This is a genomic window from Odoribacter sp., assembly GCF_985060555.1.
Genome location: NZ_CFKYFN010000018.1, coordinates 23,935 through 36,876, shown reverse-complemented (window position 1 = coordinate 36,876; position 12,942 = coordinate 23,935). Strand labels below are relative to the sequence as shown.

General features: G+C 41.9%; 11 protein-coding genes. 8 read left to right on the top strand and 3 right to left on the bottom strand.

Annotation, left to right across the window (positions count from 1 at the left end):
* Positions 1-276 precede the first annotated feature (276 nt).
* The 3 genes from lpxA to lpxD all read right to left on the bottom strand — a co-directional run bounded on the left by lpxA (position 277) and on the right by lpxD (position 3,555).
* A complete protein-coding gene (gene lpxA / locus AC5RDS_RS02390; protein WP_013612106.1) occupies positions 277-1,056 on the bottom strand; it encodes an acyl-ACP--UDP-N-acetylglucosamine O-acyltransferase in 780 nt (259 codons plus the stop codon).
* Positions 1,057-1,117: 61 nt separating this feature from the next.
* Complete coding sequence (locus AC5RDS_RS02385) at positions 1,118-2,521, bottom strand: bifunctional UDP-3-O-[3-hydroxymyristoyl] N-acetylglucosamine deacetylase/3-hydroxyacyl-ACP dehydratase (protein WP_013612107.1); 1,404 nt, start codon at positions 2,519-2,521, stop codon at positions 1,118-1,120.
* The gene (lpxD, locus tag AC5RDS_RS02380; RefSeq protein ID WP_118104788.1) at positions 2,521-3,555 is read right to left on the bottom strand and encodes a UDP-3-O-(3-hydroxymyristoyl)glucosamine N-acyltransferase; all 1,035 of its coding nucleotides are present in this window, start codon (positions 3,553-3,555) and stop codon (positions 2,521-2,523) included. The genes AC5RDS_RS02385 and lpxD overlap by 1 nt, the downstream gene beginning before the upstream one ends.
* A 430-nt stretch (positions 3,556-3,985) precedes the next feature.
* On the opposite strand from lpxD, the gene rimP reads away from it, so the two are divergent.
* From rimP to AC5RDS_RS02340, 8 genes are all read left to right on the top strand, one after another.
* On the top strand, positions 3,986-4,447 hold the full coding sequence (gene rimP / locus AC5RDS_RS02375) for a ribosome assembly cofactor RimP (RefSeq protein WP_013612109.1): 462 nt from the start codon (positions 3,986-3,988) through the stop codon (positions 4,445-4,447).
* 55 nt (positions 4,448-4,502) lie between these two features.
* The gene (gene nusA, locus AC5RDS_RS02370; protein WP_013612110.1) at positions 4,503-5,741 is read left to right on the top strand and encodes a transcription termination factor NusA; all 1,239 of its coding nucleotides are present in this window, start codon (positions 4,503-4,505) and stop codon (positions 5,739-5,741) included.
* 35 nt (positions 5,742-5,776) lie between these two features.
* Positions 5,777-8,617, top strand: a complete 2,841-nt coding sequence (gene infB / locus AC5RDS_RS02365; RefSeq protein WP_013612111.1) for a translation initiation factor IF-2 — start codon at positions 5,777-5,779, stop codon at positions 8,615-8,617.
* 159 nt (positions 8,618-8,776) lie between these two features.
* Positions 8,777-9,238: a protein-disulfide reductase DsbD domain-containing protein gene (locus AC5RDS_RS02360; protein WP_013612112.1), complete on the top strand. Its 462-nt coding sequence runs from the start codon at positions 8,777-8,779 to the stop codon at positions 9,236-9,238.
* A gap of 88 nt (positions 9,239-9,326) precedes the next feature.
* Positions 9,327-10,424, top strand: coding sequence for a CapA family protein (locus AC5RDS_RS02355; RefSeq protein WP_118104787.1), 1,098 nt, complete (start codon positions 9,327-9,329; stop codon positions 10,422-10,424).
* Positions 10,425-10,527: 103 nt separating this feature from the next.
* On the top strand, positions 10,528-10,908 hold the full coding sequence (locus AC5RDS_RS02350; protein WP_013612114.1) for a methylglyoxal synthase: 381 nt from the start codon (positions 10,528-10,530) through the stop codon (positions 10,906-10,908).
* A gap of 74 nt (positions 10,909-10,982) precedes the next feature.
* A complete protein-coding gene (locus AC5RDS_RS02345; RefSeq protein WP_041556644.1) occupies positions 10,983-11,456 on the top strand; it encodes a DUF6769 family protein in 474 nt (157 codons plus the stop codon).
* A gap of 261 nt (positions 11,457-11,717) precedes the next feature.
* Entirely contained in the window at positions 11,718-12,941 is a 1,224-nt protein-coding gene (locus AC5RDS_RS02340) for an efflux RND transporter periplasmic adaptor subunit (protein WP_229039750.1), read from the top strand.
* Position 12,942: the final 1 nt, after the last annotated feature.

Here is a 12,942-nt window from a genome sequence, read left to right as displayed (position 1 = left end):
AGGAAAACAGTATTCCGGATTGTTTTGCTTCATATCTAAGAGGAAAATGTAGCTGATAAATTTACACTATCATAATTACCGGGAAACAGAAACTCACAATAATTCCCGATAATAAAAAATAATAGGGTAAAAATACATATTATCCGAATGCCTCCAGAAGACTTCAGACAACAAATACACTTTAGAAGCATTGTTCGGCTCGAACAATTCACTCCAATGTGTCCTAAAAGAAATTCTATTATGAAAAAAGAGGGTGACTTCACCCTCTTTTTCCTATTATCCCATATATCCCTTCATGATTCCCCGCTTACTGTTGCGGACAAACATGATAATTTCATCCCTTTCTCTGGAAGCAGGCATTTCAGCTTCTATTCTTTCGATAGCATCGGAGTTGTTAAGACCCGATTGATAAAGAATGCGGTAAATATCCTGGATTTCATTAATTTTCTCGTTTGAAAACTCCCGACGGCGCAAACCGATAGAATTTACTCCGACATATGAAAGCGGTAAACGGCCGGCTTTTACATAAGGAGGTACATCTTTTCCAATCAAAGAGCCTCCCTGGATCATCACATGTTTGCCGATATGCACAAACTGATGGACAGCGGTCATTCCTCCCAGAATCGCAAAATCGTCTACGACCACTTCACCCGCCAACTGACAGGCATTGGTGATGATACAATTATTACCGATCTTACAGTCATGAGCGATATGGGCATAAGCCATAATCAAACAATTATCCCCGATTTCAGTAACTCCCTTAGCAGCAGTGCCCCGATTAACAGTCACACATTCGCGGATAGTCGTATTATCTCCGATTTTTACAATGGTCTTTTCACCTCTGAATTTCAAATCCTGGGGTACAGCAGCGATCACTGCTCCCGGAAAAATTTTACAATTCTTACCGATATGGGCACCTTCCAGAATAGTTACATTCGATCCGATCCGCGTACCTTCTTCTATCACCACATTTTTATCAATCGTCACAAAGGGTTCTATCACCACATTATCAGCAACCTGAGCTTCCGGATGAACATATGCTAACGGTTGTTTCATTCGTTTATTATTTAATGAATACTATATTACCTGAATAAAAAATTTCAGCCTGCAAATATAATTATAAGTTTTTGGTTTTTGCGACCTGAGCCATAAATTCTCCTTCACAAACCAGTTTTTTTCCAACATAAGCATATCCCTTCATCTGCACGATACCTCTTTTTATAGGTGCTGTAGTGATTAATTTGAAGACCAGTGTGTCACCGGGCACTACTTTATTCCGGAATTTCACCCCGTCGATCTTCATAAAATAAGTCGAATAGTTTTCGGGATCAGGCACTCCACTCAGCACCAATATACCACCACATTGCGACATCGCTTCCACAATCAACACGCCCGGCATCACCGGCTCATCAGGAAAATGTCCGACAAAATGAGGCTCGTTCATGGTCACATTCTTGCAACCGATCACCATGTTTTCAGTTACTTTATAAATCTTATCGACCAATAAAAACGGTGGGCGGTGAGGCAGTAAAGTACGGATCTTATTGATGTCCATCAGCGGAGTGGCATCTAAATCCAGATCTATAGGATAAGCATCGTCTTTCTCTTCAGCCAGAATTTCTTTATAGATCATCTTGGCCATAGAAGTATTTGCTTTATGTCCGGGTCTCTCAGCAATCACCCGGCCTTTGATAAAACGGCCACATAAAGCCAGATCACCGATAACGTCCAATAATTTATGACGGGCAGGCTCATTATCGAAATAAAGTTCCAGATTATTGAGAACACCTTCTTTAATCTGAATATTCCCGTAACCGAACAATTTAGCCAAACGATCGATTTCGGGCTGATCCATCTTACGGTCGACGATAACGATCGCATTACTCAAATCTCCTCCTTTAATCAGATTATTGGCCAGCAACATTTCCACTTCCCGCAGAAATACAAAAGTACGGCAAGGGGCGATCTCTTTCGCAAAATCAGTAGAAGCTTCCGAATAAGAAGCGAACTGCATCGCCAGATAAGGAGAATCGTAAGCTACCATGGTATTGATAGAATACGTATCATCCGGCAATAATGTAATGCGGGTATCCGAAGCTTCGCAATAAAATTCCATTTTTTTCTTTACTGAAAAATAACGGCGTTCTGCTTGTTGCTCTTCAATCCCAACTTTTTGAATCTCTTCCACATAATAACGGGCACTCCCATCCAAAATCGGAAATTCTTCTCCCGACAGTTCGATCACACAGTTATCTATACCGCAACCGTATAAAGCAGCCATAGCATGCTCTAAAGTATATACTTTGGCTCCGTCTTTTTGCAGACAACTGGCGCGATCTACCAATTCAATATATTTCGCCAGTGCCGGAATCTCGGTTTTCTCTTCGAGATCGACTCTGACAATTTTATATCCGGTATTTTCCGCTGCCGGCTTAAAGGTAGCACATACTTCTTTACCCGTATGCAAACCTTTGCCTTTTAATGAAAATTCTCCTTTTAATGTGTTTTGTTTCACTGACATTATTGTTTTGACTTTAATGTTTGTATTTCTTTTTCCAAATCCCGGAGCTGCCCGTATAATTCAGGTAATTTTCTGAACAGCACATAACATTTCCGATATTTCGAAACATCGAAAGCAGGTGCTCCCATAAATACGGATCCTTCGGGGACATCGTTCGTAACCCCGGATTGAGCGGCAAGCATCGTCTTGTCTTCAATCCTGAGATGTCCGGCAATACCGACCTGTCCGCCGAACATACAATGCGCACCCACCTTAGTTGTTCCGGCAATGCCACACTGAGCCGCCATCACCGTATTTTCTCCCACCACCACATTGTGAGCGATCTGAACCAGATTATCCAGTTTTACGCCTTTTTTTATACGGGTAGACCCCATAGTTGCCCGGTCAATACAAGCATTGGCACCAATCTCCACATTATCTTCAATAACGACATTACCAATCTGTGGCACTTTATTATAATTATCCCCATTGGGAGCAAAACCAAAACCATCTGCGCCGATCACCGTTCCGGCATGGATCGTACATCCACTACCGATCACACAGCCATAATAGATTTTTGCCCCGGCATAGATCGTCGTATGATCACCGATCACAACACCCTCACCGATATAAACCTGAGGATAGATTTTTACATCATTACCGATTTTCGCCCCTTTACCGATATAAGCAAAAGCTCCCACATAAGGAGCTTCACCGATAACCGCCCCTTCACCGACATAAGAAGGTTGTTCGATACCTGTCGGCCGGGAACGCATACTATCGTACATCTGCAACAAAGAAGCGATCGCTTCATAAGCCGAAGGCACCCGGATTAAGGTACAGGGTACCTGCTGTACAGGAGAAAAGTCATGATTCACCAAAACGACAGAAGCAGCTGTCGTATAAATATAGTGTTCATATTTGGGATTTGCCAGAAAGGCCAATGTATTGGGCTTTCCTTCTTCAATTTTAGATACATTATTAACCATCACTTCCCCATCCCCTTCAACTACACCTTTTAATAATGCAGCAATATCTTTCGCCTTGAATTCCATATTTCAAAAATTTCGGCAAACTTACAAATTTTATTTGTAACTCATAAAAATATTACGAATATGTTTCAATTTTAAGAAAAATGAAACATATTCCCCATTGAATCAACCTCATAATTAACAACCACTTATCTCCTCTTCAAACTATAAAGATCAGCTATCCGGAGGATATAACAAAAACGAAGCGACACCGATCTATTTAAAACTACGATTGAAATAGTTACAGGAGTTTCAACGATTACAAAGGTTTCAGCAGTCAAGTTTAACCGTTGTAACTAAAAACGGTAGTTTAAACCAGATTTATAAACTTTTGCCCTATTTATCCCGCGATTATTTTGTATTTTAATAATTAAGTCGTATATTTGCAGAGGTTTAAAGCCAAAGAGAGGGGACGGATGTCCCCTCTCTTTTGTATCAATCGCAAAACAAAGAGATGAAAACGGAAGAAATCAAACACCTCATAGAACCGGTTCTGACAGAACACCATTTATTTCTGGTCGAATTGAAGATTTCTAAAGACAATGTTATCGAAGTCTTTGTCGATGCTCTGGAAGGAGTCAACATACAGACTTGTATCGCCGTCAGCCGGGAGATCGAATCTTCACTCAACCGGGATGAAGAGGATTTCGAATTGACCGTATCCAGTGCCGGACTAGGTTATCCTTTCAAAGTGGAGCAACAATATCAAAAAAATCTGGGTAAAAGTGTCGAAATAAAGCTGAACGACCATACCAAACTAAATGGTATATTACTTCGTTTCACCCCGGAAGAAATTGTCATCGAACAGGAAGAGAAAAAAATCATCGAAGGAAGCAAACGGAAACAATTGGTAAAAACAGAGCGGACAATTGTCCGAAACGACATCAAAGAAATCAAAGATATCGTGAAATTTTGAACCGGAAAAACAGATAAAATAAATAATCAATAAAAATAAAAGCTAAAAAGTCGAAATGGAAAATATTAATCTGATAGATTCATTCGCTGAATTTAAAGAATTCAAAAACATAGACCGGGCCACATTGATGAGAGTATTGGAAGATATTTTCAGAAATATGCTGTTGAAAAGATATGGTACGGATGAAAATTTTGACATCATCATCAACATCGACAAAGGTGACCTCGAAATCTGGCGGAATCGTACTGTTGTAGAAGATGACAAACTGGAAAATCCCAATAGCGAGATTACTTTAACCGAAGCGAAAAAAATCGATGAAGATTATGAACTCGGAGAAGAAGTTACGGATGAAGTAAAATTCAAAGACTTCGGCCGCCGTTCTGTATTAGCTTTACGGCAGAATCTCTCCGCCCGTATTCTGGAATTGGAGAAAGACAATGTTTACAATAAATATAAGGATAAAGTCGGACAAATCATTTTGGGTGAAGTCTATCAGGTATGGAAAAAAGAAATGCTGGTCCTGGATGACGAAGGCAATGAATTGATTTTACCCAAACAGGAACAAATCCCGACAGACTTTTTCAAAAAAGGAGATTCCATCAAAGCCGTGGTCATTCGGGTAGAAATGCGGAATTCCAATCCTTACATTATCTTATCGAGAACTTCTCCGGTATTCCTGGAAAGATTATTTGAAAACGAAGTACCTGAAATTTTCGACGGTCTGATCACGATCAAGAACGTAGTCCGGGTACCGGGAGAGAGAGCCAAAGTTGCCGTAGAATCCTACGACGACCGTATCGATCCGGTGGGTGCTTGTGTGGGTATGAAAGGTTCGAGAATACATGGTATTGTCAGAGAGTTGAGAAATGAAAATATCGATGTGATCAATTATACCAATAATTTACAACTCTACATCACTCGTGCTTTAAATCCGGCTAAGATCAAAAATATCGAAATCGACGAAGCCCATAAAAAAGCAAATGTCTACCTCGATCCGGAAGAAGTATCACTGGCTATCGGTAAAGGTGGATTGAACATCAAATTGGCCAGTCAGCTGACCGGTTACGATATCGACGTATATCGCGAACTCGATCAAGCCCAGGAAGAAGATGTCAATCTGGATGAATTCGCCGATGAAATCGAAGGTTGGGTGATCGACGAACTGAAACGTGTCGGCTGTGACACTGCCAAGAGTGTATTAGAACTCAGCGAGTCAGAACTGGAAAGCCGGACAGACCTTGAAATTGAGACCATACGTGAGGTTCTCAATATTTTAAAAGCAGAATTTGAATAATTCTGTATTAACGCTTGTAAATTTGTAATCTCAATATGGCAGTAAGATTAAGTAAAATAGCCCGAGAATTTAACGTAGGTTTATCTACTATTGTAGAGTTCCTGCACAGTAAGGGGATCAAAATATCCTCAGATCCGAATGCAAAGTTAACGGATGAAGATTATGCTTTGGTTGCAAAAGAATTTTCATCTGACAGCCAGGTAAAAAAAGAGTCCTCTCTGGTTGATCTGAAAAATACCAGAAAGAAAAAAGAGACTGTCACAATAGACAACGCTGGCAACATCTCTTCAGGAAACGAAGATACAGAAGAAGAGGAAGAGGAATTCATTTCGATTAAAGATGAAGTGAGATTCGAAAATAAAATTAAGATTGTCGATCATATCGATCTGAATCCGGAGAAAAAAACACAACCGGAACCGGTAGAAGCAAAGGTTGAACAACCGAAAAGAGAAACTCAGGAAGAAATAACCGAAAAAGTGGAAGAACCGAAAGTAACCCGGGTTGAAGTAGAAGAAACTCAGGAAGAAGAAAGAAAAGTAACACCAGAAGTGGAGCCCGAAATTTCCGTACAAATGGAAGAGTCTTCCGAATCCACTCCTTTCAAAGTAGCACAACCTGCGCTGAAAGATGTAAAAGTAGTGGGTACAATCGACCTGGACGCCATCAACCAACGTACCAGACCTCCGAAAAAAAGTAAACAGGAACGGGAACGGGATCGCCGTGAACAGAAAAAAGCCAACAAGCCTTTCGTATCGGCCGCTAAAACCGAACAGCCGGTAGCAAGCCCATCGACAGATATCGTTAATAAGGGAGAAGAGGATGCAGATATCCGTAAAAAACGGAAAAGAATTCATCGTCAGGATGAAAAAATTCAGGTGGAAGCAGCTACCATTCCGGCCAAAAATGCCAAAATTGAAGAAAATAAGCGGAAACTGAAAAAGCTGAAGAAAAAGAAAAACGAAAAGACTGAAATCTCCGATGAAGATATCGACAAGCAAATCAAAGATACTTTTGCCCGCTTAGGAAGCAAAGGAAAATCACAGACTGCAAAACACCGTCGGGATAAGCGGGATGCTGCACAGCAAAAGTTACAGGCCGAACTGGAACAAGAAGAAAAGGAAAAGAGCATTCTGAAACTAACGGAATTCGTGACGGTAGCCGAATTGGCAACCATGATGAATATTAGTGTGACAGAGGTTATCTCTGCTTGTATGTCGCTCGGACTTTTTGTATCTATCAACCAACGCTTGGATGCAGAAACGATCAATATTGTTGCCGATGAATTCGGCTATTCGGTTGAATTTGTAAGCATTGAAATTCAGGAAGCCATCGACGAAGAGGAAGAAGATTCCGAAGAGAACCTGTTGCCACGTCCGCCGATTGTCACTGTTATGGGGCACGTCGACCATGGTAAAACCTCTTTATTGGATAGTATTCGTAAAACCAATGTCATCGCAGGTGAAGCCGGTGGTATCACACAGCATATCGGAGCTTACAATGTAAAATTGAGTGACGGCCGGACGATCACTTTCCTGGATACTCCGGGGCACGAAGCATTTACAGCGATGCGTGCCCGTGGTGCTCAAGTGACCGATATCGCTATCATCATCGTCGCTGCCGACGATAACGTCATGCCTCAAACCATCGAGGCGATCAACCACGCCAGTGCTGCGGGAGTACCTATTGTGTTTGCCATCAACAAAATAGATAAACCGGGAGCGAATCCGGACAAAATCCGGGAAGAACTGGCCAATATGAATTATCTGGTGGAAGAATGGGGAGGAAAATACCAATGTCAGGAAATCGCAGCTAAGAAAGGCTTAAATATCGAAGAGTTGCTGGAGAAGGTATTGTTAGAAGCCGAACTTCTGGATATGAAAGCCAATCCTCATAAGAAAGCTACCGGTTCTATCATCGAATCGTCTTTGGACAAAGGACGTGGATATGTAGCTACAGTGCTCGTACAATCCGGAACGCTTAAAGTAGGTGATATTGTGCTTGCCGGCCAGTATTTCGGACACGTCAAAGCCATGTTCAACGAACGGGGAGAAAAAATGGAGAAGGCAGGTCCTTCCGAACCGGCTTTAATATTAGGTTTGAACGGTGCTCCACAGGCAGGTGACAAATTCAATGTAATGGGGAACGAGAAAGAAGCGCGGCAACTTGCCAATAAACGGGAACAGCTCCAGCGTGAACAAGGTCTGCGTACTCAGAAACACATCACTCTGGACGAAATCGGACGCCGTATCGCTATCGGTAATTTCCAGGAATTGAATGTGATTGTTAAAGGCGACGTCGACGGTTCTATCGAAGCGTTGTCCGATTCACTGATCAAGCTGTCTACAGATGAGATCCAGGTGAACATCATTCACAAAGCTGTCGGACAGATTACAGAAGGAGATGTACTACTGGCTGCAGCCTCGAATGCAATCATCGTCGGGTTCCAGGTACGTCCGTCTATGGGCGCCCGTAAACTGGCTGAAAAAGAACAGATAGATATCCGGCTTTATTCTGTCATCTACCAGGCGATCGAAGAATTGAAATCAGCTATGGAAGGTATGCTTTCTCCGGAAATCAAAGAAGAAATCATTGCAACGGTCGAAGTTTTGGAAACCTTCAAAATCTCCAAAGTGGGTACCATCGCCGGTTGTATCGTCCGTGACGGCAAGATCACCCGTACAGCGAAAATCCGGGTTATCCGCGAAGGTATCGTTATTTACACCGGTGTTTTGGGTTCTTTGAAACGTTTTAAGGACGATGTAAAGGAAGTAACCAAAGGATTCGAATGTGGTCTGAATATCGAGAACTACAACGACATCCGGGTCGGAGACATGATCGAAGGATACCAGGAAGTGGAAGTGAAAAAAACACTTTAAATATATCGGACGAGCGACAAACGATTTCCATATTGCTTGCCGCTCTCTATTTTGTTAATCATTAATTAAGGAACATTTAACACCTGTCTAACACTGCTTATCAGGGATTATTTCTTTACTTTGTGATAGATAAAAACAAAACAATTAATTTTTGAAAAAATGAAGAAGATATTGGTTATAATGGTACTGTTCGCAGCATTTACAACAGGACTGACAGCTCAGGTTTTAAAACCCGTAAAATGGCAAATCACCCAGAAAAAAGTGAGTGACGGAGTATATGATATCATCTGCAAAGCTACTGTAGACGGCGGATGGCATTTATACGACACGAAACTTCCCGAAGGCGGACCTCTGCCAACCACCTTCAATATGGATGAAGATGAAACCAGCGGTATCGAACTGGTAGGTGAATTCAAAGCGACAGAGAAAGCTCTGACCGAACATAGCGAAGCGTTCGATATGGATCTGAAATATTTTATCAATGCCGCTACTTTTGTTCAACGGGTCAAGGTAACCAGCGCAAAAGCTAAATTAGTGGGTTATGTAGAATATATGTCTTGCTCCGGCGGACAATGTACTCCTCCTGCAGAAGCAGATTTCAGTTTTGATTTAACAAAATAAGTACAGGATTCCGATTCCTGCTATAAAAAGAGACAAAGATCCAACCGATATTTTTGTCTCTTTTTTTCATTTTATCCGCTTATATAGTATGAAACATTTCCTGTTGGTTTTTCTGATTTCAGGATATATCCCGGCTTTAGCCCAACCCTGGTTATACCGGGATAATAGTCCGGAATTGGATAGCCTGAGCTTTTTTTTCTTCGGAGACGTCATGCAACACGAACCTCAGATCAGCGGGGCCTGGAATGCAGAGACAGCTGATTACGACTATCTGCCCTGTTTTCAGTACATCACTCCTTATTGGCAAAAAGCCGATTATGTCATCGCCAATCTGGAAACGACTTTATCCGACAGGGGGTATAGTGGTTATCCTCAATTTTGTGCTCCCTGGCAACTTGCCCGTGATTTAAAAGCATGTGGAGTCGACATCCTGACCACCAATAACAATCATTCCTGCGACAAAGGACATCGCGGTATAGCTAAAACCATATACTATCTGGATTCCCTGCAATTCCCCCATACCGGTACCTTTACCGATACAACGGCTTGGCTTACCCGTTCTCCCCTTTATATTCGCCAGGGAAAATTCAAGATTGCCCTGATCAGTTATACTTATGGGACTAACGGTATTCCGGTAACCCACGGCCAGGTCGTTTCCATGATCGATACCTTTCATATGGCCCGCCAAATCGAAAAGGCCCTTTTAGACACGGTTACCAATATCATTGCAGTCATGCACTGGGGTGAAGAGTATTTTACAGCTCCGAATGCAACTCAAAAAAAACTTTCTTCCTGGTTGCACGAACGGGGAGCCGACATCGTCATCGGTTCACACCCACACGTCATCCAACCGATAAGCTATATTCAACACGAACAGGACACACTGGGTGTTACTGTCTTCTCTTTAGGAAATTTTGTATCCAACCAAAGTAAACGATATACAAACGGAGGCTTGGGAGTTCACCTCACTCTTTACCGCCAAAACGGGAAAACCCGTTACCGGATGCAAACCCTCAGTAACTATGTCTATCGTCCGCTGGAAGATGGGAAAAGACGTTATTATGTCATCCCCGAACCGGAAGCCCACCGAATCCTCGCCAGCCAGGATTCTTTGCTCTATACCCGATTTTTTCAGGATACCGATTCGATTATCGGTCATATAGCACCGAAATTCCAATTAGAATAGGTGCTCACCGAAATCGACTCCGCAAATATTTTTACCGGAAGGACTTATTTTATGTAATAAAATTTGTAATTTCGTAGAGTTAAAAAATAATAACTTTTAAATTATGAAAATTGCAGTAATTGCACATGATGGAAAAAAAGCCGAAATGGTAGCTTTCCTGAACAGACACATGGACTTTCTGAAATCCGTAGGTACAGAAATCGTAGCTACCGGAACTACAGGGAAACATGCACAGGATGCAGGTTTGGAAGTTGAACGCTTACTATCAGGGCCGTTGGGAGGTGATGCTCAGATTGCCGCATTGGTAGCTGAACACCAAATTGCGATGGTAATTTTCTTTCGGGATCCGCTGGGTAAACACCCACACGAACCGGATGTACAAATGTTAATGCGGGTATGTGACGTTCACAACGTACCTATCGCGACCAATCCAGCCAGCGCTGAAATGATGATTCGGGGATTCCTCGATATGCATCAGAAGTAAAGCCCGGACCCCGGACTTTACTAATGGAAACGTCTTTATCAATCGGCAGATAAAGCCGTTATTCAGAGAAATCTATGAAAACCTTTGCACAAACCATTCTCATCTATTATATTTGTGCAAAATATAAGATTCGGATGATCAGGAAATTTACAGCAATAACGCTTCTTTCTATGGCCAGCATAGTGATGCTTGCTTTTGTTGTATTTCCACATCATCATCACAACGAATATATCTGTTTCGCAACCGCTCACTGCCAGGATGAAGGAGAAAACGAAGAGCACAGTCATGACACAGGCAGTAGCAATCATCGGTGTGTAAAAAATCTTTTTCAAACCCAGATCAACCGGGGCCAAAATGTAGAACATCAGAGCGAAGAAGGAGCCTATCATCATTTTAGCCTCTCGTTGTTTCTTGTTTCCAATATTCTTGAATTCTTATCTTCTGAAGCAGAGCAACAATGTGATTCCGATAGTTATTATCAGGAAAAACTTCATACAGCCTGTTATATATCAGCCTTGGCCGGCCGAGCCTCTCCTTTTACAGTATAGTTTTCTAAATATCAGGGAGATACCCTTCTGATAAACCGGACAGAATTTTATCGTACCGATAAAGCTTAGTTCATAAAATTTATAAAGTCGATACCCCTGCGGGCGTTTTATTTACGGCCGCAGAACGATCGTTAGAAATGAGGTTTGGTATAATCCTCCGAAGAATACGATCCACTTTATAAACTTCAGACAGTGAAAACACAACTTTATCAGCTTTACCAATAAGAATTAACCGAATTAAATATCCATAAATAAAACGATATGAGACTATTTATTATAGCCCTAACTATTTTATCGATGTGTTTTTACGGATGTAAAAATACTCAAAAATCCTCTCATGAACACGAGACAGCCGAGGAGCATGCAGCTCATAACCACGACCATGAACACGAAAATCACGACCATGAACACGAAGGTCACAACCATGAAGAAGAGGAACATGAGAACGGCGAAGGACATAGTGATGAGATTATCTTCACAAAAGCACAGGCAGCCAAAACAGATTTTGAAGTGAAAGAAATACAGCCCGGAACCTTCCACCAGATTATCAAAACGACAGGTCAGGTGCTTCCGGCTCCCGGAGATGAATCGATCATCGTAGCCACCAACAACGGGGTTATTTCCTATGCTAACAATAACCAGGCGGAAGGAAGTATGGTAAAACAAGGACAACCTCTTTTTTACATTACTTCGAAGCACATGGGCGAAGGAGATTATTATACCCGTATCCATGCCAATTACGAAAAAGCCAAAGCCGAATACGAACGAGCTGAAAAATTAGTAAAAGATCAGATTGTTTCTCAAAAAGAATTTGAAAATGCCCGCTTAAATTATCAGAACGCCAAAACCGCTTATGAAGCTATTTCGGGTAAACAATCGGCCAAAGGTGTCGGGATCACCACTCCATTAACCGGTTATCTCAAAAACATCTCTGTCAAAGACGGCGAATATGTTACAGCAGGTCAGGCTATAGCCACTGTATCGCAAAATAAAAAACTGGTTTTACGTGCAGACGTATCTGAAAAATACTATAACTCGCTGAATTCCATCAATAATGCCAACTTTAAAACTCCTTACGATAATCGCGTATATGCTTTACCTGATTTATCCGGGAAATTACTATCCGTCGGTAAGGCTGCCGGAACAAATTCATTTTTTATCCCGGTAACCTTCGAATTCGACAACCGTGGTGATATCATTCCGGGTTCATTCGTCGAAATATACCTGCTCTCTTATCCCATGGAGAATGTACTGAGCCTTCCGGTATCGGCCTTAACGAACGAAATGGGTAATTTTTATGTATACCGCCAACTCGATGAAGAAGGTTACCAAAAGCAAGAAGTCACACTCGGAGCCAACAATGGCAAGGAAGTTCAGGTATTATCAGGCTTAACTCCGGGAGACCGGATCGTTACCCGTGGAGCTTATCAGGTGAAAATGGCTTCAGCCTCTGCTGCTATTCCGGGTCATACCCACGAACATTAAA

Bases quoted from the DNA above. Each gene is read 5' to 3' on its own strand.
- lpxA (WP_013612106.1), bottom strand. From the start codon at position 1,056: ATGAAACAACCGTTAGCATATGTTCATCCGGAAGCTCAGGTTGCTGAT.
- AC5RDS_RS02385 (WP_013612107.1), bottom strand. From the start codon at position 2,521: ATGTCAGTGAAACAAAACACATTAAAAGGAGAATTTTCATTAAAAGGC.
- lpxD (WP_118104788.1), bottom strand. From the start codon at position 3,555: ATGGAATTCAAGGCGAAAGATATTGCTGCATTATTAAAAGGTGTAGTT.
- rimP (WP_013612109.1), top strand. From the start codon at position 3,986: ATGAAAACGGAAGAAATCAAACACCTCATAGAACCGGTTCTGACAGAA.
- nusA (WP_013612110.1), top strand. From the start codon at position 4,503: ATGGAAAATATTAATCTGATAGATTCATTCGCTGAATTTAAAGAATTC.
- infB (WP_013612111.1), top strand. From the start codon at position 5,777: ATGGCAGTAAGATTAAGTAAAATAGCCCGAGAATTTAACGTAGGTTTA.
- AC5RDS_RS02360 (WP_013612112.1), top strand. From the start codon at position 8,777: ATGAAGAAGATATTGGTTATAATGGTACTGTTCGCAGCATTTACAACA.
- AC5RDS_RS02355 (WP_118104787.1), top strand. From the start codon at position 9,327: ATGAAACATTTCCTGTTGGTTTTTCTGATTTCAGGATATATCCCGGCT.
- AC5RDS_RS02350 (WP_013612114.1), top strand. From the start codon at position 10,528: ATGAAAATTGCAGTAATTGCACATGATGGAAAAAAAGCCGAAATGGTA.
- AC5RDS_RS02345 (WP_041556644.1), top strand. From the start codon at position 10,983: ATGAAAACCTTTGCACAAACCATTCTCATCTATTATATTTGTGCAAAA.
- AC5RDS_RS02340 (WP_229039750.1), top strand. From the start codon at position 11,718: ATGAGACTATTTATTATAGCCCTAACTATTTTATCGATGTGTTTTTAC.